The organism is Kribbella sp. WER1 (assembly GCF_054189145.1).
Map to the genome: position 1 here is coordinate 5,119,960 of NZ_CM135186.1, position 24,599 is coordinate 5,144,558.

The following is a 24,599-nucleotide window of genomic DNA, read 5'->3' on the forward strand; positions in this document are numbered from 1 at the left end:
CGGGCGTGGATGCGCCGCGCAGGTCTGGACGGGTGTCAAGAACGCAGGAGGGTTCACCGGCCCGCCGGGTGGGGTATGGATCGGTTCGTGGAATGGTCGAACGTCACCTGGTTCCTGACCGCGCTCGGGGCGGTCGTCGTACTGATCACGCGCGTCCGGCTCGGTGGGACCGTTGTCGACGGCACCGGTCACGGCGCCGGGCGGCACGGGTACTCGGTCATCCTGCTGCGGCTGCACACGATAGTCGGCGTGGTCACGCTGATCGGCTGGGTAGTTGCCCTGGTCATCGGTCGACGGGAGATCGCGCTGGTGATGCTGGCCGGCTGGTGGGCTCTGACCGTCGTCGGACTGTTGCTGTTGGCCCGTTGGTTGCCGAGCGGCGGGAAGCACTCGGAGGACACGCAGAGTGATTCCTGGGGTTCCGGCGCGGGACTGTCCGTGCTCGGGCACGTCGGCATGCTGCTCGGCGTCTGCTACTTCACGTTCGTCGCCGTCACGGACCGTCTCTGAGTCCGGCGATCAGCGCCGTCACGGACCGTCGTACGGCGGCCTCGAACGCCTCCGGGGACAGCGTCGCGCCGGTCCCGGCGACCCGGTCGTACATGAGCCCGTCGAGCATCGCGGCGACCGGCCACGCCGCTCCCTCCGGATCGGGTACGCCGAGCCCGGCCAGCAACTGCGCCAGCATCGACCGCAACTGCCGCCCGCCCTCGTCGATGGCCGCCCGTAGTTCGGGCTGACGGCTCGCCTCCAGGGACAGCTCGTACCGCGCGACCAGGTCGTCCGGCCGGTTCTGCGCGAGCCCGGCTGTCATCGCGACCATCAGGTCGACCGGGTCCGCGCCGGGCGGCGGCATCCCGGTGACGTCCCGCGCGAGCATCCGCCGTACGCAGGCGGTGAGCAGCGCGTTCCGGGTGCGCAGGTAGTACGACGTGGAGCCCGGCGGCAGGCCGGCCTCGGTGTCGACGGCCCGGTGGGTGAGCCCGCGCAGTCCGCGGGTGGCGACCAGGTGGATCGCGGCGTCGGCGATCGCGTCCTGCCGGTCCGCCCCCCGTGGCACTGTCACGCCGGACAGTCTCGCACTTCCCAGCCGGACTCTACAGATGTAGAGTCGAAGCCATGGGGACAGCGATCGTGGTCGGAGCGGGTATCGGAGGGGTCACCGCTGCCGTCGCGCTGCAACGGTGCGGGTGGCAGGTCACGGTGCTCGAGCGGGCGCCCGAACTGGGCGAGGTCGGCGCCGGGATCTCGGTCTGGCCGTCGGCGGTCGCCGTGCTCGAGGAGCTCGGGGTGAAGGGCGTCGAGAAGGCGTCGGTGCCGTCCAAGCCGGCCGGGATGCGCAAGCCCGACGGCCGCTGGGTGGTGAGCGCGGCGGAGCTCGGCGTGGAGATCCCGGTGATGATCCACCGGGCGCAGCTGCACGACCTGATCACGGCCGAGTTCGGCCCGGCGGTCACGGTCCGGACCGGGTACGACGTACGCACGGTCGGGCAGGACGCGGACGGGGTCACGGTCAACGACGAGTTGCGGGCGGAGCTGCTCGTCGCCGCGGACGGAATCCGCAGCGTGGTGCGCGGCGCGTTGTACCCGCAGTACGCCGGACCGCGGTACTCCGGGTTCACGGCGTACCGGGGGATCGCGGACGTCGAGCTCGACGACGGCGGCGGGGAAACCTGGGGCCGTGGGCAACTGTTCGGGTTCGCGCGGCTGATCGACGGGCGGTTCTACTGGTACGGGACCGCGAACCAGCCGGCCGGTACGACGAGCGAGCCGACCGTGTTCGAGAGCTGGCACGACCCGATCCCGCGGCTGATCGCGGGCAGTCCGAAGATCCTGCAGAACGACATCCACGACCTGACGTTGCCGCTGGTGCCGTTCGCGAACGGCCGGGTCGCTCTGCTCGGCGACGCGGCGCACGCGATGACGCCGAACCTCGGCCGCGGCGCATGCTCCGCGATCGAGGACGCCGGCGCGCTCGGCCGGCACCTCCGCGACGGCGACCTGCCCGCAGCGCTGACGGCGTACGACGCCGAACGCCGCCCCGCCACCACCAAGCTGGTGAAACGCTCCCGCTCCCTGGGCCGATTCGCCCAGACCGAGAACCCGATCGCCTGCACGCTCCGCGAAGGCCTCTTCACCGTGGGCGGGAAGCTCCTCGCGCTGCGGCGGCGCTAGGTGCGGACTTCCCCCACTCACCAACCCGCCGGGACGGCGGGCGGGTGCGCGCAGCCGCGGTCCGCGGCGCGGGCCGCACCGCGGTTGGTGAGTGCTGCGCGTCCGCGCCTCCGCGCGAGGTGGAACAATCGCGTGCGTGACCACTCCTCCGCAGGCTCCTGAGATTCCTGGCGCGAAGCATCTCCACTCGGGCAAGGTCCGTGATCTGTACGAGCTGGAGTCCGGCGACCTGTTGATGGTGGCCAGCGACCGGATGAGTGCGTTCGACTGGATCCTGGAGACGCCGATCCCGGACAAGGGCAAGGTGCTCACCGCGATGAGCCTGTGGTGGTTCGAGCAGCTCGACGTGCCGAACCACATCATCTCGACGGACGTACCGGAGGAGGTCGCCGGGCGGGCCGTGGTGTGCGAGAAGCTCGACATGTTCCCGGTGGAGTGCGTGGCCCGTGGGTACCTGAGCGGCTCCGGCCTGCTCGACTACAACGCGACCGGCGCGGTCTGCGGGATCCCGCTGCCGGACGGCCTGGTCGAGGGCTCCCGCCTGGAGACCCCGATCTTCACCCCCGCCACCAAGGCCGAGCTGGGCGAGCACGACGAGAACGTCTCGTACGACGCCATCGTCAAGACCGTCGGCGCGGAGACGGCCGCGGCGCTGCGGAGTACCACGCTGGACGTCTACACGACGGCCCGCGCGATGGCCGAGGAACGCGGGATCATCCTGGCCGACACGAAGTTCGAGTTCGGCGCCCGCGCCGACGGGACGATCGTGCTGGCCGACGAGGTGCTGACGCCGGACTCGAGCCGGTTCTGGCCGGCCGACCAGTGGGCGCCGGGCAAGCAGCAGCCGTCGTACGACAAGCAGATCGTCCGGGACTGGCTGCAGTTCGAGTCGGGCTGGGACCGGAAGTCCGGGGAGGCGCCGCCGCGACTGTCCGACGAGGTCGTCGAGCGGACCCGGTCGGCGTACATCGACGCCTACGAGCAGCTGACCGGGCGGAAGTTCTAGTGTGTCCCGTAAGCGATGTGACTTGACGCTATCGGCGCCCAGGCACGCACCTGGACACCGCTATCGTTCAAGCCACATCGCTTACGGGACACTAGAACATACTCACGCCGACCGCGAGCAGGACGAAGCGGGCGCCGCGTCCGAGCAGCACGGAGGCGGCGAAGAACACCGTGCGCATCCGCGAGGCGCCGCCGATCAGCGCCACGCCGTACAGCGGCGGGATGCCGACGAAGGCGCTCAGCAGCGTGACCGGTACGCCCCAGCGGCTGTCGCTCATCGCGTCCAGCAACCGCTTGCTGAGGTCGCGGTTCCACTGCACGAACCGGCCCCACCGGGTGTCCAGGTTGACCGGTTTGGGCTCCTTCTTGGTCTTCCGGGCGGCGTAACCGGGCCGGTGCCGCACGGCCAGGAACATCGCCACCTTGCCGATCGTCTGGCCGATCGACACACCGACCGCGGCGACCACCGGGTTCAGCGCGTGGGTGGCGCCGAGCGCGAGGACGTACGCCTCCGCGTTCAGGAACGGCACGACCGCGGACCCGATGCCGAAGCCCACTGCCAGTACCAGTTGCCAAACCCACATAACTCCGAGGCTAAGCGCCATTTCGGCCGATGCCACGGAACCTGGGCCTACTTCGGGGAGGGGCCAGGGTTACTACCCATCACTGCCCCTCCGCTGGTACGGCGGCCCGGCGACCGCACAGGATCATGATCAAGCGGTACGACGAGACCACTTTCACCACCAACGCCGCGACCGCGATCGTGTACGGCAGCCACTGCGCGCCGGTCTGGCCGGCCACGATCAGCGAGATCACCACGGCCCCGGTGTTCATCGCCTTCGCGGGCTTGGACCAGTTCCACAGGAAGATCGGCCGGTCGACCTTGTAGAAGTAGTTCGGGCTGAGCATCCACGGCCAGAGCAGGAACGAGAACGTGAGCATCGTGTCCAGTACGCCGAACTGCACCAGGTAGATCGCCAGCGGCCCGATGGTCGCCGGGTACGTCGCCATGAACGCGGCCGCGAGCAGGAACGAGCACGCCCGGTCGCAGACGATGTCGAACACCGCCCCGGACAGCGACTCCTCGTTCCGGCGGCGGGCGACCCAGCCGTCGAGGCTGTCGCCGAACCAGTACGAGAAGTACCCGATCACCAGCCAGACGAGGTTGCCGGTCTGGAACGCGTAGGTGGCGACCGCCATCGCGAGCACGGTCCTGACCAGCGTGATCCGGTTCGGTACGCCGAGCAGCAGCGCCGGACGGACTGCCAGGGGGATTGTGGTCATCAGGCCGCCCTCAGGTTCTCGGGATCGAGTGCGTCCCGGAGTTGGTTGCGAAGCAGGAAACCGGCGACCGTGCCGCCGAGTTGGCCGAACAGCCAGCCGGTGACGGCCAGCACCACCGCCAGGACCACCAGGACCGGGTCGAACACACCGACCGTGGCCCCGGGCATCCGGAGGGCGCCGATGAGCGTGCCGAGGAGCAGGCCGACCGCCAGCGCCGGGGCCGCAACAGCGGTCAACTGACGGCGGACGACCGCGCGCAGGAACTGCAGGTCGACACCCAACGCGGTCAGGCTGGCGAACTGCCGGCGCTGGTCGACCAACTGGTCCGCGACGCCGACGAACAGCGCTGCCATCGCGGTCAGGACCACGAGCAGCAGCCCGACGATCGCGAGCCCGAGCCCGGTCGCGTAGAACGTCCCGCTGCCGGCCAACTCGTACGCCTTGCTGACCACGCTCTCGATCCCGCTGGCCATGGTGCCGATCAGGAAGCCGCAGCAGCCGAGCAGGACGGACATCCTGGAGGACGCCCGGCCGTCGGTGAGCAGCCGGACGCCGGCGAGGAGGTCGGCCGGGTCGCCCGAGCGTCGCATCCGCCGGCCGAGCCAGCCGACCCACACGGTCGACGTGCCGAGAAGGAACAGCGCCGCACCGGCTAGCAGGACCGTGGTCGCGATGAACCCGAGGTAGGGCACGGTGAACAGCCCGAGCACGAGCAGGACAGGCCCAGTAATGAGGGCCGTCCGGCGTTGGGTGACGGGCTGTGGCTCGTACGCCGCGCCGTCTCGGTGCAGCAGGCTGCCGATGACAGCACCGGCGGCCGTGGTCATCGCGATGACCGGGAGCCACAGGACCGCGTCCAGCACCTCAGCACCGGGCAGGACTCGCGCCATCCGAGGTAGGGCTCCGAACACGAGGCTGAGCAGCAGGTAGGTCGGTCCTGCCAGCAGTCCGCCGGCCAGGCCCGCCATTGCCGCGTCGGCCACCGTGAGCTGGCGTAGCTGCTTCCTGGACGCTCCGGCGAACCGGAGCGCGGACAGTCGCCGTTCACGCGCCGCCGTACCCAGCCGCAACGCCTGGACCGACAGGCCACCGACCAGGACGGCCAGGATGATCAGGATCGCTATCAGCCCCGAGCGGAGCCCGGGCTCGGCGATGTAGTTGCTGTAGAGCCCTTCACTCAGCGGGGCCTTGCCCAGCCGGGTGATACGCAGCGCACCGAGCAGGATGGCCCCACTGAGGGCCAGGGCCGCCGTAGCGAGCTGGACCCGGCCACGGTCGGCAGGTGTCCGTGGACGAGCCAGCTGGACCAGCGTCTCGAGAGTCATCAGAGCGCGACCTCGTGCTGGATCAGCCCGTCCCGCAGCCGGATCTCACGGTCGGCCGACGCAGCCACGAGGTTGTCGTGCGTCACCATCAGCAACGCGGCCCCGCGGTACCGGGCGGCCTTCAGCAGTACGTCGAGGAGCTCCTGGCCGGCACGGCTGTCCAAACTGCCCGTCGGCTCGTCCGCGAGTACGACGGAAGGCCCCGTGATCAGCGCACGCGCTACCGCGGCACGCTGCGTCTGGCCGCCCGACAGCTCGGCCGGTACGGCGTCTGCGTCGTCCGCGATGCCGACTTGCTCCAGCCAGTTCATCGCTGACACATGTGCTTCCCCGCGTTCATGCCCCCCCAGTAATAGTGGCAGCGCCACGTTGTCGATGAGCGGCAGGTCCGGCACGAGTTGCCCGAACTGCAGCACAATGCCGATTTTCGTACGCCGGAGGGCCGCACGCTCCGCTTCGGGCAGCTCGGCCAGGTCCTGACCGTCCACCTGGACCGCTCCGACGTCCGGCGTGAGGATGCCCGCCGCGCAGTGCAGCAGCGTGGACTTCCCGCAGCCGCTCGCGCCGGTCACCGCCACGACCTCCCCGGGCGCGAGCTGCAGGGTGACGCCACGGAGGGCGGCGTTGCGGCGGTACGAGTACTCGACCTTGTCCAGTTCCAGCGCGTTCATCAGGCAGTCCCCCTCTGCTCGGCGATGCGGTCCAGCGCGCTGTCCAGCCAGCGCAGGTCGGCGTCCAGGTGGGCCACGGTGTACTCACGGACCAGCGGCGAGGTCGGGTCGTCGTCGGCCGGCGTCTCCCGCAGCTCCCGGATCCGGCGCAGGTGGCTGGCACGCTGACGGGCCAGGAACCCGGCCACGTCGCCGCCGGTACGGATCGCGGCCACGAGCTTGCGCAGTACCTCGTCCGCGCTGCCCCAGGCCGGCGGGACCGGGTCGTTCAGCCAGTCCGTGAGGTGGTCGCGGCCCTTCGCGGTGAGCGCATAGACGGTCCGGTCCGGCCCGCCGCCCGAGGTCTTGTCGACGATCTCGACCAGCCCGTCCCGCTCCAGCCGGCCGAGTGTCGTGTACACCTGCCCGAACGCGAGCGGGCGGCTGTCCGGAAACCAGGCGTCGTGTCCGCGCTTCACGTCGTACCCGTGGGCCGGCCCCCCGGACAGCAGCCCGAGGACGAGCTCGGCTGTGGCCATGCTGAGGACTATACACCGCGTGTATGTACTGAGTGAGTAGTCCGGATGCGGGAGTTCTCCGCCGCGGTCGGTAGGATTCAGCCGTCACCCCGCAACGAATCTGGAGTAGTCAGTGGCTCGCGTTGTCGTCGACGTCATGCTCAAGCCCGAGATCCTCGACCCGCAGGGCAAGGCGGTGCACGGCGCGTTCGGCCGGCTCGGCTTCGACGGCGTGGCCGATGTCCGGCAGGGAAAGCGCTTCGAGATCACCCTGGACGGTGAGGCGACCGAGGAGCGCGTCGCCGAGATCCGGAAGGCCGCGGACACCCTGCTGGCCAACCCGGTGATCGAGGACTACACGCTGCACGTAGAGGGCGACGCCTGATGAAGATCGGGGTCGTGACCTTCCCCGGGTCGCTGGACGACGCCGACGCCCGGCGGGCCGCGGCGGTGGCCGGCGCCGAGGCAGTCGCGCTCTGGCACGGCGACGCGGACCTGCACGGCGTGGACGCGGTCGTCCTGCCCGGCGGATTCTCGTACGGCGACTACCTGCGCGCCGGTGCCATCTCCCGGTTCGCGCCGGTGATGGAGACGATCATCGCGAAGGCCGGCCAGGGGATGCCGGTGCTCGGTATCTGCAACGGCTTCCAGGTGCTGTGCGAGTCGCACCTGCTGCCCGGCGCGCTGATCAAGAACCACCACCGCAAGTTCGTCTGCAAGGACCAGCCGCTGCGGATCGAGAACAACCGCACCGCGTGGACCAGCGACTACGACGCGAACCACGAGATCACGATCGTGCTGAAGAACCAGGACGGTTCGTACGTCGCGGACGAGGCGACGCTGGACCGGCTCGAGGGCGAGGGGCGCGTGGTGGCGCGGTACCTCGGCAACCCGAACGGTTCCTACCGCGACATCGCGGGTGTCACCAACGAGCGCGGCAACGTGGTCGGCCTGATGCCGCACCCGGAGCACGCCGTCGAAACACTCACCGGCCCGACCACGGACGGCCTGGGCTTCTTCACCTCGGTGCTGAAGGCCGTCGTCGCCGGCTGATGGGCTGGTCGGGGGCGCGACGGGTACTCCTCCGCGCCGCGGCGCTCGCTGTCGCAGTCGTGGCCGGAACGGCGGCAGCCCCGGCAACGGCCGCGCCCGCGAGTTTGCTGGCGAAGGTCGTGGTGATCGGGGTTCCGGGGCTGACCTGGAACGACGTGAAGGCCTCGCCGGAGCTGAGCAGCCTCGTGGACCAGGCGCATGTGGGCTCGATCTCGGTGAAGACCGCCGGCCCGCACACGTGTCCGATCGACGGCTGGCTGACGATCAGCGCGGGCACGCGGGCCTGGGGGAACGTGCCGGACCAGCAGTGCGGTGAGCTGCCCGCGGTGACCAACGGCGCGGTCGACGGGTGGCGGACGTACGTCGACCGCCAGGCCGAGCACCATACCGGCGCCCCGATCGGCCGGCTCGGGCAGACCGGATACCCGATCTGCGGCTTCGGACCGGGCGCCGCGATCGCGCTCGCCAAGACCGACGGCACCGTCGCCAACTGGCAGCCCACCTTCGATGCGACCCGGCTGGCGAGCAACGACTGCGGCGACGCGATCGTCGACGCCGGCGCGATGCCGCTGCGCGAAGGACGTCCCGAGGCACGGGCGAAGGTCGCGGACCTGGTCGCGCAGGCGCGGGCCGCCGGCGGCTGGGTCCTGCTGGTCGGCGTGAGCCAGGAGATCCTGAACGCGCACAAGCAGACCCTGGTCGCGATGCAACTGCCGCCCGACAACGGCCCCCGCTGGCTGACGAGCGACAGCACCCGCCGCCCCGGCCTGATCCAGCTGACCGACATCACCGCGACCATCCTCAAGGGCCGCACCCCGGCGACTGTGGACCCGGCCGGCGAGGAGACCGCGGGTCCGTTGGACGGCAGCGAGATCCACTTCACCGGTGACCTGCACACGAACACCGCCGACGTGATCGCCGACCGCCTCGGCGCCAACCAGCGGTACGAACAGCCCCGACCGGTCCTGTTCTACGTAGCCCTGACGATCGTCGGCGCCGAAGTACTCGCTCTGATCTGGTTCCTGCTCCGTCGGTCGCCCGCGTCGCGTCGGGCGGCGATCTTCACGCTCCTGGTGCAGGGCGGCTTCTACATCGCGGTCTTCCTGGCACAGGCCACCGTCTGGTGGCGCTGGCCGTCAGCAGGCTTCTCTTTGTACGCCGTGACGATAGGTATCAGTGTCCTGTCCGCGGTCCTGGCGCAGGTGTTCCTCAAGAAGTACGCGTACTTCGGCCTGGCGGTCGCGACGTACCTGCTGTTGCTCGTGGACGGCGTACTGGGGACCCCAATGCAGCTGGGGAGCATGTACGCCGACGGTCCTGTGATCGGCGGGCGGTTCTACGGCTTCGGGAACTCGACCTTCGCAGCGTTGGGGGTCGGCGCACTCGTCACGGCGGGCTGGGCCGCGCAGAAGCTGCTCGACAAGAGCAAGGTGCAGGCCGCGGTCGCCGTACTGGCCATCGGCGGCGCCGCGATCATCGTGGACGGTAAACCGGGCTGGGGCACCGACTTCGGCGGCATCCTCGCGCTCACACCGGCCGTCCTGCTGATGGCCTGGCTGACGTGGCGCGGCAGCATCTCGCTGCGCGCACTGATCGGTGTCTGCGTGGCCGGCGTACTGGCCGTGACAGCCGTCGCCTACCTCGACTATCTGCGGCCTGAGGACCAGCGGACGCACTTCGGGACGTTCTTCGCCCGGCTGCTCGCCGGGGACGTCGACGATGTGTTCATCCGCAAGCTCAAGATGGCCGTGATGTTCTTCAACGGCCCGTCCGGCTGGGCGATGCTGATCGCGGTACTGCTCTGCGTGCTCGCGACAGTGTTCCCGGACCGCGTTCCCTCGCAGGCGTACCGCGACTTCTACCACAGCAGCCCGATGGTCCGCCCGACCCTGCTGGCGCTGTCGGTCTGCGGCATCGTCGGCATGTTGCTCAACGACGCGGGCGTCGCCCTGCCCGCGATCATGGCCGGCTTCGCCGTCCCGATCCTGGTGGCCCACCTCCTGGCTTCCCACCAGCCAGCTACCGTTTCACCTGTGTCCCACCTAGTGCAGGAGTCCTGAGTTGTCGACCGACACCGTTAGCAACGCCAACAGCACGCCGGACGTCGAGCAGCCGTGGGCTGAGCTCGGGCTGAAGCCGGACGAGTACCAGCGGATCCGGGACATCCTCGGACGCCGCCCCACCAGCTGCGAGCTGGCGATGTACTCGGTGATGTGGAGCGAGCACTGCTCGTACAAGTCGTCGAAGGTGCACCTGCGCAAGTTCGGCGAGATCCCGCAGGAGACGCCGGCCGGGAAGATGCTGGCCGGCATCGGCGAGAACGCGGGCGTCATCGACATCGGCGAGGGGTACGCCGTCACGTTCAAGGTCGAGTCGCACAACCACCCGTCGTACGTCGAGCCGTACCAGGGCGCGGCGACCGGGGTCGGCGGCATCGTCCGCGACATCATCGCGATGGGCGCCCGTCCGGTCGCGGTGATGGACCCGCTGCGCTTCGGCCCGCTGGACGCCCCGGACACCAAGCGGGTGCTGCCCGGCATCGTGTCCGGCGTCGGCGGCTACGGGAACAGCCTGGGCCTGCCGAACATCGGCGGCGAGGTCGTCTTCGACCCGACGTACGTCGGCAATCCGCTGGTGAACGCGCTCTGCGTCGGCGTGATGCGGCACGAGGACCTGCACCTCGCGAACGCCACCGGCGTCGGCAACCAGATGATCCTGTACGGCGCGAAGACCGGCGGCGACGGCATCGGCGGCGTCTCGGTGCTGGCCTCGGAGACCTTCGCCGAGGGCGGCCCGACCAAGCGGCCGGCGGTCCAGGTCGGCGACCCGTTCATGGAGAAGCTGCTGATCGAGTGCACCCTCGAACTGTTCGCCGCGAACGTGGTCGAGGGGATCCAGGACCTCGGCGGTGCCGGCCTGTCCTGCGCGACCTCGGAGCTGGCGAGCGCGGGCGACGGTGGCATGCGGATCTCGCTGGACAAGGTGCCGCTGCGGGACGCGTCGCTGGCGCCGGAAGAGATCCTGATGAGCGAGTCGCAGGAACGGATGATGGCCTGTGTCACGCCCGAGAATGTCGAGGCGTTCCTGAAGATCTGCGCCAAGTGGGACGTGCAGGCCGACGTGATCGGTGAGGTCACCGGGACCGGACGGCTCGAGATCGACTGGCACGGTGAGCGCGTGGTCGACGTACCGCCGCGGACCGTCGCGCACGAGGGCCCGGTCTACGACCGCCCGTACGTCCGGCCGGACTGGCAGGACGCGCTGCAGGCCGACGGCGCCGAGAAGTTGCCGCGGGCAAGCAGCGGCGCGGAGCTGCGGGACACCCTGCTGCGGCTGGTCGCCTCGCCGAACCTGTGCGACAAGTCCTGGGTCACCGACCAGTACGACCGGTACGTGCTCGGCAACTCGGTGCTCGCGCAGCCCGAGGACAGCGGCATGATCCGGGTCGACGAGACCAGCGGCCTCGGTGTCGCGGTCTCCACCGACTGCAACGGGCGGTTCGCCAAGCTCGACCCGTACACCGGCGCGAAGCTGGCGCTGGCCGAGTCCTACCGCAACGTCGCCACCACCGGCGCCCGTCCGGCCGCGGTGACCGACTGCCTGAACTTCGGCTCGCCGGAGGACGCGGGCGTGATGTGGCAGTTCACCGAGGCCATTCGCGGTTTGGTCGACGGCTGCATCGAGCTGGGCATCCCGGTCACCGGCGGCAACGTCTCGTTCTACAACCAGACCGGTGACACCCCGATCCTGCCGACGCCGGTCGTCGGTGTGCTCGGCGTGATCGACGACGTCACCCGGCGGACGCCGATCGGGTTCACGGCCGAGATGGAGGGCCACCAGCTGTACCTGCTGGGGACCACCGAGGACGAGCTGTCCGGGTCCGAGTGGGCGCACGTCGTCCACGGGCACCTCGGCGGACGGCCGCCGGCGGTGGACCTGGAGGCGGAGAAGCAGCTCGCCGACATCCTGATCAACGCGTCCCGCGACGGCCTGATCGACGCGGCCCACGACGTCAGCGACGGCGGTGTCGCGCAGACGCTGGTCGAGTCGGCGCTGCGCGGCGGCGTCGGCGCCCGGGTGTGGGCGCCGGACGGGCTGGACCCGTTCCTGTTCCTGTTCGCGGAGTCGGCCGGCCGGGCGGTCGTCGCCGTACCGCGGACCGAGGAGGTGCGGTTCACCGACATGTGCACCGCGCGCCGCTTCCCGCACGCGAAGGTCGGCGTGATCACCGGCGACACCCTGGACGTCCAGGACCAGTTCGAGGTCCCGCTGACCGAGCTCCGCGAGGCCTGGACCAGCACCCTGCCGGCCGCCCTCAACTGACCCGACCCCACCGCCTCTGGTGGGTTCACCCACCTCGTGCTGGGTTTGCGCCCAGTATCCCGTGGGCGAACCCTGCCTCTGGTGGGTGGACCCACCGGAGGCAGGGGACGGGGGTTTGGTGGTCTGGCACACTCTGAGGGACGAGTGTGAGGTGAGGCGGATGGCTGAGCGGCGACCGGTGAAACCGGCCGACCTGATCGGGTACGCGACGGCGGCCGGGCAGGAGGCGCGGGAGGTCGCGGCGCGGCGCCGGATGGTGAACATCCGTCTCACCGACGAGGACCGGCGCGCGTGCAGCGACGACCTGGCCGAGCAGTTCGCGATCGGCCGGCTGGACGAGGGCGAACTGCACCGGCGGGTCGATCTGCTGAACGAAGCCGTCACGCACGGGGACCTGATCCCGGTATTCGCCGGCCTGCCGACGCCGTCGCTGTACAAGCCCGCGCCGCGGCAGGCGGGGAAGTGGCGGTGGGCGGCGTTCATCGGCGCGGTGTGGATGGCGTTGCCGTTCGCGCTCGCGGGCCTGCTGTTCCTGGTGTTCGGGCGTGAGGTCGCGGCGGCGATCTTCGGGCTGCCCGCGCTCGCCTGGGTGTTCTTCGCGTACCGCTGGGCGTCCCGGCCACAGCGCGACCAGCGCAAACAGTCAGGTCCCTAGCGTCGACTCGCGGGTGATCAGCCGGGCCGGGAGCGTCAGTACGCCGCGGTGCGGCTTGCCGGACAACGCCTTCAGCAGCAGGGTCGCCGCGCGTCGGCCGAGGTCCTCGAGCCGCGGGTCGACGGTCGTCAGCGGCGGGCGGCTGGCCTCCGTCATCACCGACCAGTTGTCGTAGCCGGTGACCGCGATCTCCTCCGGGACCGAGCGGCCCAGCTCGCGGAGCCGGTCGCAGACGCCGCGGGCGATCTGGTCGCTGCCGCAGCTGATCGCGTCCGGGTTCTGCCGCAGTACGACGTCGGTTGCCTGGCGCCCCCATCGCTCGCTCCACTCGCCGTACAGCGGCTCGCCGCAGAGGGCGTCGCCGGCCGTGCTGACGACCGCCTCGGCGCGTTCGGTGGCGGAGCGGTGGTTCGACGGGCCGGTGATGTGCGCGATCCGCTGCCGGCCGAGGTCCTGCAGGTGCTCGATCGCGGCGGCCGCGCCGGCCGCGTCGTCGACGATCACCGACGCGTCCGACGGGTCGGTGGAGGCGGCCAGCGCGTAGACGACCGGGATCGGTACGTCGATCGGCGGCCGGGGCTCGGTCCGGCGGCCGGTGACAACGAAACCGTCGACGCCGCGGGCAACCATCGAGCGCAGGTACGTCAGCTCGCGGAGCGGGTCGTCGCGGGTGTCGCACAGCACGGTGGCCAGCTCGCCGGCGCTGAGCACGTCCTCGACGCCGCGCATGATCGGGATGCTGAACCGGCCGGTGCTGTCGGTGGTCACCAGCGCGACCGTGAACGTCCGGCCGGAGGAGAGCGCGCGGCCGCGGGCGTCCGGCGTGAACCCGAGCTGCTCGGCGGCCCGGCGGACCCGCTCCCGGGTCGCATCGCTCAGCTGGCCGGTGTTGTTGAGCGCCTTCGACGCGGTCCCCGCGGACACGCCGGCGAGCGCCGCGACATCGGCCATTCGCACCGCAGGGGCTCTCATGCACGTTTCCTCTCGGTCGTCCTCCGAAGACTAGCAGGGCCGCGTCCGGGACCTTACTGACCTGGGCTTTGCTGTTGACCGAGGCGATTCTGAGTCCTACGTTGTCAACGACGGAAAACGTGTGCGGTCTTTCCGTCGGTGTGATGTCCGCCCCCGTCACCCGAAAGGCACACCCATGTCCGAACCCACTCCCGAAGGACTGCCCCGACGTGACTTCCTTGGTGTCTCTCTGGCCGCGGCGGTGCTCGTGACGAGTTCCGCGACCGCTGCCCCTCCGTCCGGACCGCCCGCGAGCCGGGGCGGGCATTACGTCCCGCAACGCGCTCCGCTGCGACCTGTCCCGTTCCAGAAGCTCCCGCCCGGTGCCATCGAGCCTCGCGGCTGGCTCGCGCAACAGCTCGACCTGCAGGTCAAGGGGCTGTGCGGCCGGTACGACGAGATCTCGGACTTCCTCGTCTACGACACCAACGGCTGGGTCGACCCCGCGTTGGGCGCGTGGGAGGAGTTGCCGTACTGGCTGCGCGGATTCGGCGACCTCGGCTACGTCACGGGCGACACCGGCGTACTGACCAGGACCCAACGGTGGATGGACGGCATTCTCGCCACGCAGACGGCGGACGGGTGGTTCGGACCTGAACGGTTGCGGACGTCGCTGGAGGACGGGCCGGACTTCTGGCCGGGCATGCCGTTGCTGGCGGCGTTCCGATCCTGGTACGAGTACTCCGGGGACGAGCGGGTCATTCCGTTCATGAAGAAGTATCTGCGGTTCCAGAACACCCAGCCGCCGGAGGTGTTCAACCGGTCCTGGGGTGCGTTCCGCTGGGGCGACAACATCGACAGCGCGTACTGGCTGTACAACCGCACCGGTGAGTCGTGGCTGCTCGACCTGGTGACCAAGATGCACAACGGGTCGGCGGACTACGTCAACGGCATCCCCACCTGGCACAACGTCAACCTGGCGCAGGGTTTCCGCGAGCCGTTGCAGTACTGGCTGCTGTCCGGAGACGCCCAGCACCGGGAGGCGACGTACCGGAACTATGCGACGGTAATGGGGCTGTACGGGCAGTTCCCGGGTGGTGGGTACGCCGGCGACGAGAACTCGCGTCCTGGGTTCGGGGACCCGCGGCAGGGGTTCGAGACGTGCGGGATCGTCGAGCTGATGCACAGCTGCGAGATGCTCACGCGGTTCACGGGCGATGTTGCGTGGACGGACAGGTGCGAGGAGCTCGCGTTCAACTCGTTGACGGCGTCGTACGACCCGCAGCAGCAGGTCATGCACTACATCACCTGTGCGAACAGCGTGCAGCTGGACGACCAGCCGAAGCACGGGCAGTTCCAGAACGCGTTCCCGATGGGGTCGTACAAGTACGGCGTGCATCAGTACCGGTGCTGCCCGCACAACTACGGCATGGGCTGGCCGTACTACGTGCAGGAGCTGTGGCTGGCGACGACCGACAACGGTCTGGCGGCGTCCATGTACGCCGCCAGCAAGGTGACTGCGACCGTTGGCAACGGGGAGACCGTTTCGGTGGTGCAGGACACGGAGTACCCGTTCTCGGACACCATCACGTTTACAGTCGAGTCAAAGCGGTCGGTGCGATTCCCCTTGTATTTAAGGCGCCCTGGCTGGGCGCATGGTGCGTCGGTGAAGGTCAACGGCGAGCCTGTGCGTACGGCTGGCGACTGGATGAAGGTAGAGCGCACCTGGCATCCGGGAGACCGCGTAGAGCTGACCCTGCCGATGCGTACCACCACCCGGGTCTGGAACGACAACCACGACTCGGTGTCCGTCGACCGCGGCCCGCTGACGTACTCCCTGCAGATCGACGAGCGGTACGAACGCATCGGCGGCACGGAGGAGTGGCCGGAGCTGTCGGTGTACCCGGAGTCCCCGTGGAACTACGGGCTCGTCGCGGGCGCGTCCTTTGACGTCGTACGACGGGACGGCGGCGACAACCCGTTCACACAGGACGGCGTACCGCTCGCACTCACCACTCAGGCGCGACGGATCCCACAGTGGGAAACGGACACCGAGAACGTCGTAGGCCTGCTCCAACAGAGCCCTGCACAGTCGGACCAGCCCGTGGAGACGGTGACCCTCATCCCGATGGGCGCTGCGCGACTACGCATCACGTCGTTCCCACAGGTGTCCACGGCCGGCCAGGAGTGGACGTACCGCACCAGGATCACCGCCTCCCACGTCAACGACGGCGACTCCCTCGAAGCCCCCGACTCCGGCCGTACGCCGGAATCCTCCGCAGACACGTCGATTCCACGCTTCACGTGGTGGGACCGCCGCGGCACGACCGAGTGGATCGAGTACGACCTCCGCTCGCCCCGGGACCTCGCGAGCGTCGCGACCTACTGGTACGACGACACCGGCTCCGGCCAGTGCCGCGTACCGCAGTCCTGGCGAGTCCTGTGGCGCGACGGCGACACCTGGCGCCCAGTCGACAACACTACGCCGTACGGCGTCACACCTGACCAACTGAACAACACATCCTTCACCCCGGTCCACGCCCAACACGTCCGCGTGGAGGCCGTACTACGCCCGACGTACTCGGGAGGATTGCTGCTTTTGACATTCGACTGACCACTTGGTTCTGCGAGAATGCTCTCGGGGTGAGCCGAGGGGGAACCAGTGGCGATCGACGCGATGCTGGAGCATGTCGTGCTGGCGCAGCTGCGACATGCTCCACTCACGCGCGCCGAGTTGGTACGCCGTACCAGCGCGACCGACTACACGGTGCAGGCCGCTCTGGACGAGCTGGTCCAGGAGGGCGCCGTCGCGCGGCTGCCGCAGCGGGGCATGCCGGCCGAGTACGAGCTGACCGCCGCCGGTGCCATCCGTCTGAAGCTGGTCGCGGAGATGCTGGACTCTCCCTCCAAGGCCCTCGGCAGGGCGCTCGGCGGCATGCTCGCCGGCGCCATCAGCGAGAGCGTGCGCGATAGCTCCCAGGTGCGGATGACTCCCGAGGAGTTGGAGCGTGCGGTCCTGCAGACGCTGGGCCACGGGCGAAAGAGCCGCGACGAGCTGGTACGCCGGACCGGTGCGGCGCCGCACGAGGTGCAAAGCATCCTGGACCACCTGCTCCGCAGGGCCGTGATCGTCCAACGCCCACAGGACATCGGACCCGTCGAGTACGAGCTGGTCGGCGCCCGTCCCAAGCGCCGCCCGCCCAAGAATCTCCGGAACCGGGGTATCCCGCTGACCAGCGAGGACCGGCAGCGGTGCGCCGTGGCCCTGACGGACCTGTACATGGCCGGCACCATCGATCAGGCGGAGCTGTCCCGACGCATCGACCTGTTCGTCAGCACGGCACGGACCCGCAGCGACCTGAAGGCGGTCTTCGACGGGCTGCCGATGCCCGACCTGGACGGGCCTGGGCCCAGTGCGTCTCCGGCTCCCGAGGTGTCGCTGGTGGCGCGGCCGCCGGCGGCTGAGCGGGAGTTGGTGGTCAGGTTCGTGAAGGAGCTCGCGGTCGGGGTGGTGTTCGCCGGCGTGCTGATCGTGGTGCACGCTCCGCTGCTGATGGCGGGGTTCATCGGGCTCGTCGTGGGCTGGCGTATGTTCCTGGTGTACCAGAAGTGGGTCAAGGACCACAGATAGTCTGTGGGCGTGGAGCCTGTGTTGCGGTTGGCTGGGGTGGGGGACGGTCCTGCGGTGGCTGCGTTGGCGCGGGCTGCGGTTGAGGCGCAGTTTCCGGCGTACTACGACGCACAGCAGACGGCCAGTGCGGCTGAGCACATCACCACGCTGGACACTGCTCTGATCGACGACGGCACCTACTACGTGCTGGAGGCGGCCGGCGAGGTCATCGCGTGCGGTGGGTGGAGCCGGCGGAACAAGCTCTTCAACGCGAGTACGGCGGGAGCTGATACCCGGCTGCTCGATCCGGCGACCGAACCGGCCAGGATCCGGGCGATGTTCGTCCGGGCGGACTGGACGCGGCGTGGGCTCGGACGGGCGATTCTTACCGCCTGTACGGACGCCGCGCGCGCCGAAGGGTTCACCCGGCTCGCCCTGATGGCGACGCTGCCCGGCGTACCGCTCTACAAGGCCTATGGCTTCACCGAGGTGGAAGACGCACAGTTGCCGATGCCGGACGGGACCATGCTCCCGGGCGTCGCGATGGAACGACCGATCGAGGAGAAGGTATGACCGCAGGTACTACTGTCACCGCACCGGACGGCACCGAGGTCGTGCTCGGTGAGATCGGCACCCGCGTGCTGCTGAAGAACTCACGGGTCCGCGTCTGGGAGGTCGAGCTGCAGCCCGGTGCGGCGCAGGGCTGGCACCTGCACCACAACCCGTACGTCGTGCTCTGCCTGTCGACGTCGCCGTGCCACATGGACTGGCTGGACGGCAGCCCCGCCCGCCACCTGAGCGAGACCGTCGGCGGTTCGGTCTACCGGCCCGTGTCGCCGGTCCACATGCTGACGAACGACGGGGACGCGCTGTACCTCAACCGCCTCATCGAGGTCCTGGACCTGGGCGAGGAGGCGTCGGGCGAGCCGTACTCCGCGGCTGACACAGCCGATGCGGGTTTCGAGCAGGACGGCGAGGTCCCGACGAAGGTCGTGGTCGACGAGGACGACGTACGCGTCCAGCACGTGACTCCCGAGGCGGGGGAGTCCTACACCTGGCACACCGGCGCTTACCCGGCGCTGGTCGTCGACCTGGACCTGTCGAGCCCAGACGTGACCTATCTGGAGCCGGGAGAGTCCTACACGCTGCCCGCGAAGCCGGAGCGGACGTCCGGCTTCAACCTGGTCGAGCTGCGCTACTACAGCAAGCCACGCACCTGACCCGCGTCCCGAGCGGCCAGCACTGCGGCAGTGTCGACCTGGCTCAGGTCGGCCTGTCGTAGCCGGGCCTTCACCAGCGGCACCTGCGGGCCGACAGCGCTCAACTCGTGCACTCCCAGGGCAGCCAGCAGTACGGCGGCCTGCGGGTCGCTGGCGAGGTCACCGCACACCGCCACGCGTACGCCCGCCGTCCGGACCACGTGGTCGATCAACTGCAGTACGGCCGGGTCGAGACCGTCCGCGAGCGGTGCAACGGCGGCGTTCGTACGGTCGGCAGCGGTCGTGTACTGCGTGAGGTCGTTGGTGCCGATGCTGACGAAGTCGAGGTCCTTGGCGAGCGTGGCGACCCGGAGCGCGGCGGCCGGGACCTCGACCATGATGCCGACCTCGAGACCGTCCCGCGGGCCGAGCTCGTGCAGCGCCCAGTCGACCTCGTCCGCGGTCGTGACCATCGGGAACATCACGTGGACCGGCGTTTCGGCCGCCGTCCGCCGGATCGCTTCGAGCTGATCGCGGAGCAGTTCCGGGCGTCGCCGGAAGACGCGCAGACCGCGTTCGCCGAGGAACGGGTTCGGCTCGTGCTCCTGCGGGAGGAACGGGAGCGGTTTGTCGCCGCCGATGTCCCAGGTGCGGATCGTGATCGGCTTGTTCCCGAGCGCCCGCGCGATCGCCCGGAACGCGTCGACCTGCTCGTCGACGGTCGGCGCCGTCCGGCGGTCCCCGAACAACACCTCGGTCCGCACCAGCCCGGACCCGTCCGCGCCGTGTACCTCGACCGCATCCTGGACGGCGCCGACGTTCACGAGGACGTCGATGGTCCGCCCGTCCTGCGTGGTCGCCGGCGCGGCGGCCTCCGCGACGGCCCGCTCCCGCTCGCCCAGCCGGTCGGCGATCGTGGCCCGTACCGCGGCCTCGTCGGGGGAGGTGTCGAACGTCCCGGTCCGGGCGTCGAACGCGATCAGTGTCCCGGGTCGTACGTCGATGTCGCCGATCCCGGCGATCAACGGGATCCCTCGCGATCGGGCCACGATCACGCCGTGCCCGGTCGTCCCGGCCGCCCGTACCGCGACGCCCGCGATCCGCGAGACGTCCAGGGTGGCCGACGTACCGGCGTCCAGTTCCGGCACCACCACGATCCCCGACGACGGGGGAGCGTCAGGCTGATCGGTCAGCTGCCGAAGCACGCGGTCGCGGACGGCGCGGACGTCCTGCGCGCGCTCCTGCTGGTACGGGTCGTCGAGGGACTCGAAGGTCGTTGCCAACGCGTCGTACGTCTGCTTCCAGGCGTCCGGCGCCGACGTACCGGCCGCGATCGTCGCGCGGATCTCGTCCAGCAGTGTGCGATCGTTCAGCAGCGCGAGGTGGGCCTCGAAGATCCCGCCGTGCTCGCCGCCGGCGAGGCCCCGGAGCTCGCCCGCCACCACCCGAACAGCCTCGTCCAGCCGCTCGGACTCGTTGTCGCCGGCAACATAACTGCTCAGATCGACTGCCCCACCGGCAAGAATCGCCGGACCGATCGCGACATCCAGCCCCGACCCGCCGGCCAGCGGCGGCGCCACCACATCGCCGAAGTTGTCAGTGGCAAGCGCTTCGACAGCAGCCAGCGCCTCGGCAGCCTGCGCGCCGCTGGCCCCGACTCGCAAGCGATGCCCCTGCTGCGCATTCAACGTCGCGACCATGCTCAGACTGCCCGCATCCACGGGCCCTTTCCCGGTGTCCAGATCGGTCAGCGTGACGACAGCGTCAAAACCGTTGACCAGACCAACCAACCGAGCCGCCGGCCGGGCGTGCAGTCCATGCTCGTTCCCGACCACGACGTCGACAGTCTGATCACCGGCAACCACCGGCGCGGCCTCGACAGCCACATCTCCCAGATGATCCTGCTTCCCGGCCAGCCCGCGCGCCGCCTCCGCGGCCACCGCGTCGAGCGAGGCACCGGTCGACGCCGTCACCACGGCAGCGACCAGTCCCTCCACCAACGGCGCACTCGTCAACCGCACCCGCTCCGCGACCTCGGGATCGACGAACTCCAACGCCATCTCGGCGCTCAGCACCGCCGACCCCAGATCCAGCAGCACGAGTACGCCGTCCGGGCTGTCCGCCGTGCCGAGCGCCTCCGCGACCGCCGCCGCGTCGGTCCCGAACGTGGTCGCATCCAGCCCCGCGGCCACCGCGATCACCGGCCGCTTGTCCTCGGCAACCATCTCCGCGGCCAGCCCGACCGCGGCGTCGGCCAGCGCGCGGCTGTGCGACACCACCACGATCCCGATCATGACAGCGTTCGGGCCGCGGACTCCAAGATCAGCGTCGTACTGGTGGCCCCCGGATCCTGATGCCCGGCGCTGCGTTCACCGAGGTAGCTGGCCCGCCCCTTGCGCGCGACCAGCGGCACGGTCGCGTCCCGCCCCTTCGCGGCCGCCTCCGCGGCGGCCGTCAACGCCGTACGGACGTCCGCCCCACCGGCTACCGCATCGTCGTACGCCGTCAACGCCGGCGCCCACGCGTCGTACATCGTCTTGTCCCCGAGCTCCGCCTTCCCCCGGGCGAGCACCCCCTCGACCCCCGCGTGCAGCCCCTTCCCGATCGCCTCCGGCGTCAGGTCGGCCCCCGCGAGCGCGGTCCCGAACCGCAGGAAGAACGTCCCGTACAACGGCCCACTGGCCCCGCCGACCTTGCTGACCAGCGTCATCCCGGCCTTCTTCAGCAACTCGTCGACCGACCCGAACGACATACCGTCCAGCACCTCGACGACCGCCTGGAACCCACGATCCATGTTGGCCCCGTGGTCGGCATCCCCGATCGCCGAATCCAGCTCGGTCAGGTACGCCGCGTTCTCGTGCAGCACCCGCGCGACGTCCCGCATCCAGTTGACGAAGTTCTCGACGCTCATGCACCCCACCGTAGGCCGGGGGTGTTCACCGGGGCGTCCCAGAGACGTACCAGTTCGTCGTCCACCTTGAGGAGGGTGACCGAGCAGCCGGCCATCTCGAGGGAGGTGATGTAGTTGCCGACCAGGGAGCGGGCGACGGTGATGCCGGCGCGGTCGAGGAGCTGGGCGACTTCGTTGTACATCACGTACAGCTCGATCAGCGGCGTACCGCCCATGCCGTTGACGAACGCGATCACCGAATCGCCTTGGGCGTAAGGGAGATCGGACACCACCGGGTCGACGAGCAGCTCGGCGACCTCGCGGGCGGGGGCCAGGGGGAGGCGTTGGCGGCCGGGCTCGCCGTGGATGCCGATGCCGACCTCCATCTCGTTCTCGGCGAGGTCGAACGTGGGCTTGCCGGCGGCCGGGACCGTGCAGGACGTGAGCGCCATACCCATGCTGCGGCCGTTGTCGTTGACCCGTTTCGCGAGGTCGGCGACCTCCTGCAGCGGGCGGCCCTCCTCGGCGGCGGCGCCGACGATCTTCTCCAGCAGGACGGTGACGCCGACGCCGCGGCGGCCCGCGGTGTACAGGCTGTCCTGGACGGCGACGTCGTCGTTCGTCACCACCGACAGCACCTCGGTCCCGGCGTCGGCCGCGGCGAGCTCGGCGGCCATCTCGAAGTTCATCACGTCGCCGGTGTAGTTCTTCACGATGTGCAGTACGCCGGCACCGGCGTCGACGACCTTCGTCGCGGCCATCATCTGGTCCGGTACCGGGGACGTGAACACCTCGCCCGCGCAGGCCGCGTCCAGCATCCCGAGCCCGACGAACCCGCCGTGCATCGGCTCGTGCCCCGACCCGCCGCCGGAGATCAGCCCGACCTTGCCGGGACGCGGCGCGTCCTTGCGGTACACGATCCGGTTCTCCAGGTCCACCCGGAGCCGGTCCGGATGCGCCGCCGCCATTCCGCGCAGCGCCTCACTCACAACATCTGCGGGGTCGTTGATGAGCTTCTTCATGAACCCATCTGAGCACAGGTACGCCGCCTACGGGAGGGCCTCCACCTCCGAAAGCAGCGGGATCGACCGGATCGGGCGGCTCATCGTGAGCAGTACCGCACCGACCGCGAGCAGTGCCCCGAAGAGCAGCAGGGCGGTTCGCGCGCCCAGTGTCCCGAGCAAAACGCCGCCGAGGAACGGCGCCAGCGGAGCCGCGGTGTTCGCCATGAACATGAACGCGCTCTGCGCCCGGCCCTGCAGCTGGTTCGGCGTGATCAGCATCTGGTAGCCGAACAGGCCGGAATTCAGCGCCGGCAGCAGGAACACGGCGAGCGCCGGCAGCGCGATCAGTACGGCGGGACGGATACTCGCGGCCGTCGCCGCGAACGTCACGGTCACCACCCAGGCGCCGACGATCGTGATCTTCCCGGCGCTGTACTTCGCCAGCAGCCGCGGCGCCGCGAACGCACCGGCCAGGCCGCCGACGCCCATCGCGGTCTCCAGCAACCCGATCACGGACGGCCGTACGCCGCGTTGCTGCATGCTCAGGATCAGCACCAGGATCGCGCCGTTCGCGGCGAAGTTGAGCAGCGTCGCGGTGACCGCGATCGTCCGGAGATCCCGCTGCCGGAACAGCCAGGCCAGTCCGGTCCGGATCGCCTTCAGGATCGGCTCGTGCGTCTCGCCCTCGGGCTTCGCGGCGGACAACGGGTGCCGGATCGTCGTCAGCATGATCGCCATCACCAGGTACGAGATCGCGTCCGCGGCGACCGGGATCGCCCGGCCGATCGAGAACAGCAGGCCGCCGAGCGGTGCTCCGGCCAGCCCAGCGACATTCTGCCGGCCGTGCGAGGCGGCAAGCGCCGTACTGATGTCCTCCGGGGCGACGATCTCGCGGAGCGCGGCGCTCTCGGCCGGCATGAACAGCGCATATCCGGCGCCGTTGACCAGCCCGACCAGCAGCAGGTGCGGCAGCGTCAGGTGGCCGAGCCAGCTCGCGACCGCGACCGAGCCGAACAGGAAGGATCCGAGGAAGCTGTAGCCGATCAGGATCCGCCGCCGACTCCACCGGTCGGCGAGGGCTCCGCCCGGCAGCGCCACCAGGACCGTGCCGAGCGAGGCCGCCGTACCGACCAGACCGGCCTGCACGGGGGAGCCGGTGATGGCCAGGCCGAGGAGCGTGAACACGAACGAGCTCATCGCAGAGCCCAGCGAGCTGACCGTCTGTCCGGTCAGCAACTTCAGGTAATCACCGTTGTGCAGCAACCCCCGGGCGGACATAACCGCGAGAGTATGCCTGCGGCAGGCTCACACATCAGCCCCGATGCATTGCAACTTGATGCAATCAGTCCTTGGGGCGGAGCAGTGGGCGGACGACCTCGCGGGCGTCGTGGATGCGGGACTTGACGGTGCCGAGCGGGGCGCCGACCTCGGCGGCGATCTCCTCGTACGACAGCCCGTACACGTCCCGCAGTACCAGCGGGGTGACCATCTGCGGACGGTCCCGCTCAAGGGTCTCGAGGGCTTCCAGGAGGTCCAGGCGGGTGCCGGCGATGACGCTCGTGGTGCGCGGGTCCGGCTTCTCCATCTGCTCCGGGTTGTGGGCGGCCTGGGCGGCGCGCTTGAGCTTGCGGTACGTCGAGCGGGCGGAGTTGGCCGCGACCGAGTGCACCCAGGTGGAGAAGCTGCTGCGACCGGAGTACGTGTTGATCTTGGTCGCGATGTTCAGCAGCGCCTCCTGGGCCGCGTCCTCCGCGTCGGCGGAGTACGGCAGGACGCTCCGGCAGATCCGCAGGACGCGCGGATGCACCTGCCGGAGCAGGTCGTCCATCGCGTTCTTGTCGCCCGCCTGGGCCCGCTCCGCGAGGGTCGCAAGGTCGTCCGTCGGGCTGGTGCTCTCGCTCATCTGCGCCTTTGCTCTCCATGGGCCCCGGTCAGGGACACTCCAATGACCCATAAT

24 protein-coding genes and 1 pseudogene are annotated in these 24,599 nt (G+C 69.9%); 12 read left to right on the forward strand and 13 right to left on the reverse strand.

What is annotated here, in order from left to right:
- The first annotated feature begins 75 nt into the window (after positions 1-75).
- Entirely contained in the window at positions 76-510 is a 435-nt protein-coding gene (locus ACXJJ3_RS24800) for a hypothetical protein (protein ID WP_458164236.1), read from the forward strand.
- Here the strand turns inward: ACXJJ3_RS24800 and ACXJJ3_RS24805 are convergent.
- The gene (locus ACXJJ3_RS24805; protein WP_458164237.1) at positions 494-1,066 is read right to left on the reverse strand and encodes a TetR/AcrR family transcriptional regulator; all 573 of its coding nucleotides are present in this window, start codon (positions 1,064-1,066) and stop codon (positions 494-496) included. The genes ACXJJ3_RS24800 and ACXJJ3_RS24805 overlap by 17 nt on opposite strands.
- 53 nt (positions 1,067-1,119) lie before the next feature.
- On the opposite strand from ACXJJ3_RS24805, the gene ACXJJ3_RS24810 reads away from it, so the two are divergent.
- Together ACXJJ3_RS24810 and ACXJJ3_RS24815 are read left to right on the forward strand one after the other, a co-directional pair.
- Entirely contained in the window at positions 1,120-2,175 is a 1,056-nt protein-coding gene (locus tag ACXJJ3_RS24810; protein ID WP_458164238.1) for an FAD-dependent monooxygenase, read from the forward strand.
- Between the two features lie 136 nt (positions 2,176-2,311).
- Entirely contained in the window at positions 2,312-3,181 is an 870-nt protein-coding gene (locus tag ACXJJ3_RS24815) for a phosphoribosylaminoimidazolesuccinocarboxamide synthase (protein ID WP_458164239.1), read from the forward strand.
- A 91-nt stretch (positions 3,182-3,272) separates the two neighbouring features.
- On the opposite strand, the gene ACXJJ3_RS24820 is transcribed toward ACXJJ3_RS24815, so the two are convergent.
- From ACXJJ3_RS24820 to ACXJJ3_RS24840, 5 genes are all read right to left on the reverse strand, one after another.
- Positions 3,273-3,764, reverse strand: a complete 492-nt coding sequence (locus ACXJJ3_RS24820; protein ID WP_458164240.1) for a hypothetical protein — start codon at positions 3,762-3,764, stop codon at positions 3,273-3,275.
- A 79-nt stretch (positions 3,765-3,843) separates the two neighbouring features.
- On the reverse strand, positions 3,844-4,464 hold the full coding sequence (locus ACXJJ3_RS24825) for a CDP-alcohol phosphatidyltransferase family protein (protein ID WP_458164241.1): 621 nt from the start codon (positions 4,462-4,464) through the stop codon (positions 3,844-3,846).
- A complete protein-coding gene (locus ACXJJ3_RS24830; RefSeq protein WP_458164242.1) occupies positions 4,464-5,789 on the reverse strand; it encodes a hypothetical protein in 1,326 nt (441 codons plus the stop codon). Before ACXJJ3_RS24830 ends, ACXJJ3_RS24825 begins: the two co-directional genes overlap by 1 nt.
- Entirely contained in the window at positions 5,789-6,460 is a 672-nt protein-coding gene (locus ACXJJ3_RS24835; protein WP_458164243.1) for an ABC transporter ATP-binding protein, read from the reverse strand. The genes ACXJJ3_RS24830 and ACXJJ3_RS24835 overlap by 1 nt, the downstream gene beginning before the upstream one ends.
- Complete coding sequence (locus ACXJJ3_RS24840; RefSeq protein ID WP_458164244.1) at positions 6,460-6,978, reverse strand: PadR family transcriptional regulator; 519 nt, start codon at positions 6,976-6,978, stop codon at positions 6,460-6,462. Before ACXJJ3_RS24840 ends, ACXJJ3_RS24835 begins: the two co-directional genes overlap by 1 nt.
- Before the next feature lie 112 nt (positions 6,979-7,090).
- Here ACXJJ3_RS24840 and purS point away from each other — a divergent pair, with 112 nt between their 5' ends.
- The 5 genes from purS to ACXJJ3_RS24865 all read left to right on the forward strand — a co-directional run bounded on the left by purS (position 7,091) and on the right by ACXJJ3_RS24865 (position 12,988).
- Positions 7,091-7,342: a phosphoribosylformylglycinamidine synthase subunit PurS gene (gene purS / locus ACXJJ3_RS24845; protein WP_458164245.1), complete on the forward strand. Its 252-nt coding sequence runs from the start codon at positions 7,091-7,093 to the stop codon at positions 7,340-7,342.
- Positions 7,342-8,010 carry a phosphoribosylformylglycinamidine synthase subunit PurQ gene (gene purQ / locus ACXJJ3_RS24850; protein WP_325038778.1) on the forward strand — a complete coding sequence of 223 codons (669 nt, stop codon included), beginning with the start codon at positions 7,342-7,344 and terminating at the stop codon, positions 8,008-8,010. Before purS ends, purQ begins: the two co-directional genes overlap by 1 nt.
- Positions 8,010-10,070: a hypothetical protein gene (locus tag ACXJJ3_RS24855; protein WP_458164246.1), complete on the forward strand. Its 2,061-nt coding sequence runs from the start codon at positions 8,010-8,012 to the stop codon at positions 10,068-10,070. The genes purQ and ACXJJ3_RS24855 overlap by 1 nt, the downstream gene beginning before the upstream one ends.
- 1 nt (position 10,071) lies before the next feature.
- Entirely contained in the window at positions 10,072-12,333 is a 2,262-nt protein-coding gene (purL, locus tag ACXJJ3_RS24860; RefSeq protein ID WP_458164247.1) for a phosphoribosylformylglycinamidine synthase subunit PurL, read from the forward strand.
- 160 nt (positions 12,334-12,493) lie between these two features.
- Entirely contained in the window at positions 12,494-12,988 is a 495-nt protein-coding gene (locus ACXJJ3_RS24865) for a DUF1707 SHOCT-like domain-containing protein (protein ID WP_458164248.1), read from the forward strand.
- On the opposite strand, the gene ACXJJ3_RS24870 is transcribed toward ACXJJ3_RS24865, so the two are convergent.
- On the reverse strand, positions 12,977-13,960 hold the full coding sequence (locus ACXJJ3_RS24870; protein WP_458164249.1) for a LacI family DNA-binding transcriptional regulator: 984 nt from the start codon (positions 13,958-13,960) through the stop codon (positions 12,977-12,979). The two genes, ACXJJ3_RS24865 and ACXJJ3_RS24870, sit on opposite strands and share 12 nt — an antisense overlap.
- Before the next feature lie 175 nt (positions 13,961-14,135).
- On the opposite strand from ACXJJ3_RS24870, the gene ACXJJ3_RS24875 reads away from it, so the two are divergent.
- Genes ACXJJ3_RS24875 through ACXJJ3_RS24890 form a run of 4 tightly spaced genes read left to right on the forward strand, consistent with a single transcriptional unit; the run spans position 14,136 to position 18,769 of the window.
- Positions 14,136-16,553, forward strand: coding sequence for a beta-L-arabinofuranosidase domain-containing protein (locus ACXJJ3_RS24875; protein WP_458164250.1), 2,418 nt, complete (start codon positions 14,136-14,138; stop codon positions 16,551-16,553).
- A 48-nt stretch (positions 16,554-16,601) separates the two neighbouring features.
- A complete protein-coding gene (locus ACXJJ3_RS24880; RefSeq protein ID WP_458164251.1) occupies positions 16,602-17,570 on the forward strand; it encodes a DprA-like winged helix domain-containing protein in 969 nt (322 codons plus the stop codon).
- A gap of 9 nt (positions 17,571-17,579) precedes the next feature.
- Positions 17,580-18,122 (forward strand): GNAT family N-acetyltransferase, encoded by a 543-nt coding sequence (locus tag ACXJJ3_RS24885; protein ID WP_458164252.1) that lies wholly within the window; start codon positions 17,580-17,582, stop codon positions 18,120-18,122.
- Positions 18,119-18,769 (forward strand): hypothetical protein, encoded by a 651-nt coding sequence (locus ACXJJ3_RS24890; protein ID WP_458164253.1) that lies wholly within the window; start codon positions 18,119-18,121, stop codon positions 18,767-18,769. The genes ACXJJ3_RS24885 and ACXJJ3_RS24890 overlap by 4 nt, the downstream gene beginning before the upstream one ends.
- Here ACXJJ3_RS24890 and ACXJJ3_RS24895 read toward each other — a convergent pair.
- From ACXJJ3_RS24895 to ACXJJ3_RS24920, 6 genes and pseudogenes are all read right to left on the reverse strand, one after another.
- On the reverse strand, positions 18,748-20,634 hold the full coding sequence (locus tag ACXJJ3_RS24895; RefSeq protein WP_458171942.1) for an HPr family phosphocarrier protein: 1,887 nt from the start codon (positions 20,632-20,634) through the stop codon (positions 18,748-18,750). The two genes, ACXJJ3_RS24890 and ACXJJ3_RS24895, sit on opposite strands and share 22 nt — an antisense overlap.
- A pseudogene (gene dhaM / locus ACXJJ3_RS24900) lies at positions 20,632-21,042 on the reverse strand (dihydroxyacetone kinase phosphoryl donor subunit DhaM); the annotation flags it as partial. The gene ACXJJ3_RS24895 and the pseudogene dhaM, both read right to left, overlap by 3 nt.
- On the reverse strand, positions 21,039-21,659 hold the full coding sequence (gene dhaL, locus ACXJJ3_RS24905; RefSeq protein ID WP_458164254.1) for a dihydroxyacetone kinase subunit DhaL: 621 nt from the start codon (positions 21,657-21,659) through the stop codon (positions 21,039-21,041). The pseudogene dhaM and the gene dhaL, both read right to left, overlap by 4 nt.
- The gene (gene dhaK / locus ACXJJ3_RS24910; protein WP_458164255.1) at positions 21,656-22,660 is read right to left on the reverse strand and encodes a dihydroxyacetone kinase subunit DhaK; all 1,005 of its coding nucleotides are present in this window, start codon (positions 22,658-22,660) and stop codon (positions 21,656-21,658) included. Before dhaK ends, dhaL begins: the two co-directional genes overlap by 4 nt.
- 27 nt (positions 22,661-22,687) lie before the next feature.
- Positions 22,688-23,920 (reverse strand): MFS transporter, encoded by a 1,233-nt coding sequence (locus ACXJJ3_RS24915; protein ID WP_458164256.1) that lies wholly within the window; start codon positions 23,918-23,920, stop codon positions 22,688-22,690.
- A 64-nt stretch (positions 23,921-23,984) separates the two neighbouring features.
- A complete protein-coding gene (locus tag ACXJJ3_RS24920) occupies positions 23,985-24,545 on the reverse strand; it encodes an RNA polymerase sigma factor (protein WP_458164257.1) in 561 nt (186 codons plus the stop codon).
- Between the last annotated feature and the right edge of the window lie 54 nt (positions 24,546-24,599).

Bases quoted from the DNA above. Each gene is read 5' to 3' on its own strand.
- ACXJJ3_RS24890 (WP_458164253.1), top strand. From the start codon at position 18,119: ATGACCGCAGGTACTACTGTCACCGCACCGGACGGCACCGAGGTCGTG.
- ACXJJ3_RS24840 (WP_458164244.1), bottom strand. From the start codon at position 6,978: ATGGCCACAGCCGAGCTCGTCCTCGGGCTGCTGTCCGGGGGGCCGGCC.
- ACXJJ3_RS24820 (WP_458164240.1), bottom strand. From the start codon at position 3,764: ATGTGGGTTTGGCAACTGGTACTGGCAGTGGGCTTCGGCATCGGGTCC.
- dhaK (WP_458164255.1), bottom strand. From the start codon at position 22,660: ATGAAGAAGCTCATCAACGACCCCGCAGATGTTGTGAGTGAGGCGCTG.
- dhaL (WP_458164254.1), bottom strand. From the start codon at position 21,659: ATGAGCGTCGAGAACTTCGTCAACTGGATGCGGGACGTCGCGCGGGTG.
- ACXJJ3_RS24915 (WP_458164256.1), bottom strand. From the start codon at position 23,920: ATGTCCGCCCGGGGGTTGCTGCACAACGGTGATTACCTGAAGTTGCTG.
- ACXJJ3_RS24865 (WP_458164248.1), top strand. From the start codon at position 12,494: ATGGCTGAGCGGCGACCGGTGAAACCGGCCGACCTGATCGGGTACGCG.
- ACXJJ3_RS24830 (WP_458164242.1), bottom strand. From the start codon at position 5,789: ATGACTCTCGAGACGCTGGTCCAGCTGGCTCGTCCACGGACACCTGCC.
- ACXJJ3_RS24835 (WP_458164243.1), bottom strand. From the start codon at position 6,460: ATGAACGCGCTGGAACTGGACAAGGTCGAGTACTCGTACCGCCGCAAC.
- ACXJJ3_RS24875 (WP_458164250.1), top strand. From the start codon at position 14,136: ATGTCCGAACCCACTCCCGAAGGACTGCCCCGACGTGACTTCCTTGGT.
- ACXJJ3_RS24825 (WP_458164241.1), bottom strand. From the start codon at position 4,464: ATGACCACAATCCCCCTGGCAGTCCGTCCGGCGCTGCTGCTCGGCGTA.
- ACXJJ3_RS24810 (WP_458164238.1), top strand. From the start codon at position 1,120: ATGGGGACAGCGATCGTGGTCGGAGCGGGTATCGGAGGGGTCACCGCT.
- purQ (WP_325038778.1), top strand. From the start codon at position 7,342: ATGAAGATCGGGGTCGTGACCTTCCCCGGGTCGCTGGACGACGCCGAC.
- ACXJJ3_RS24800 (WP_458164236.1), top strand. From the start codon at position 76: ATGGATCGGTTCGTGGAATGGTCGAACGTCACCTGGTTCCTGACCGCG.
- ACXJJ3_RS24920 (WP_458164257.1), bottom strand. From the start codon at position 24,545: ATGAGCGAGAGCACCAGCCCGACGGACGACCTTGCGACCCTCGCGGAG.
- ACXJJ3_RS24855 (WP_458164246.1), top strand. From the start codon at position 8,010: ATGGGCTGGTCGGGGGCGCGACGGGTACTCCTCCGCGCCGCGGCGCTC.
- ACXJJ3_RS24870 (WP_458164249.1), bottom strand. From the start codon at position 13,960: ATGAGAGCCCCTGCGGTGCGAATGGCCGATGTCGCGGCGCTCGCCGGC.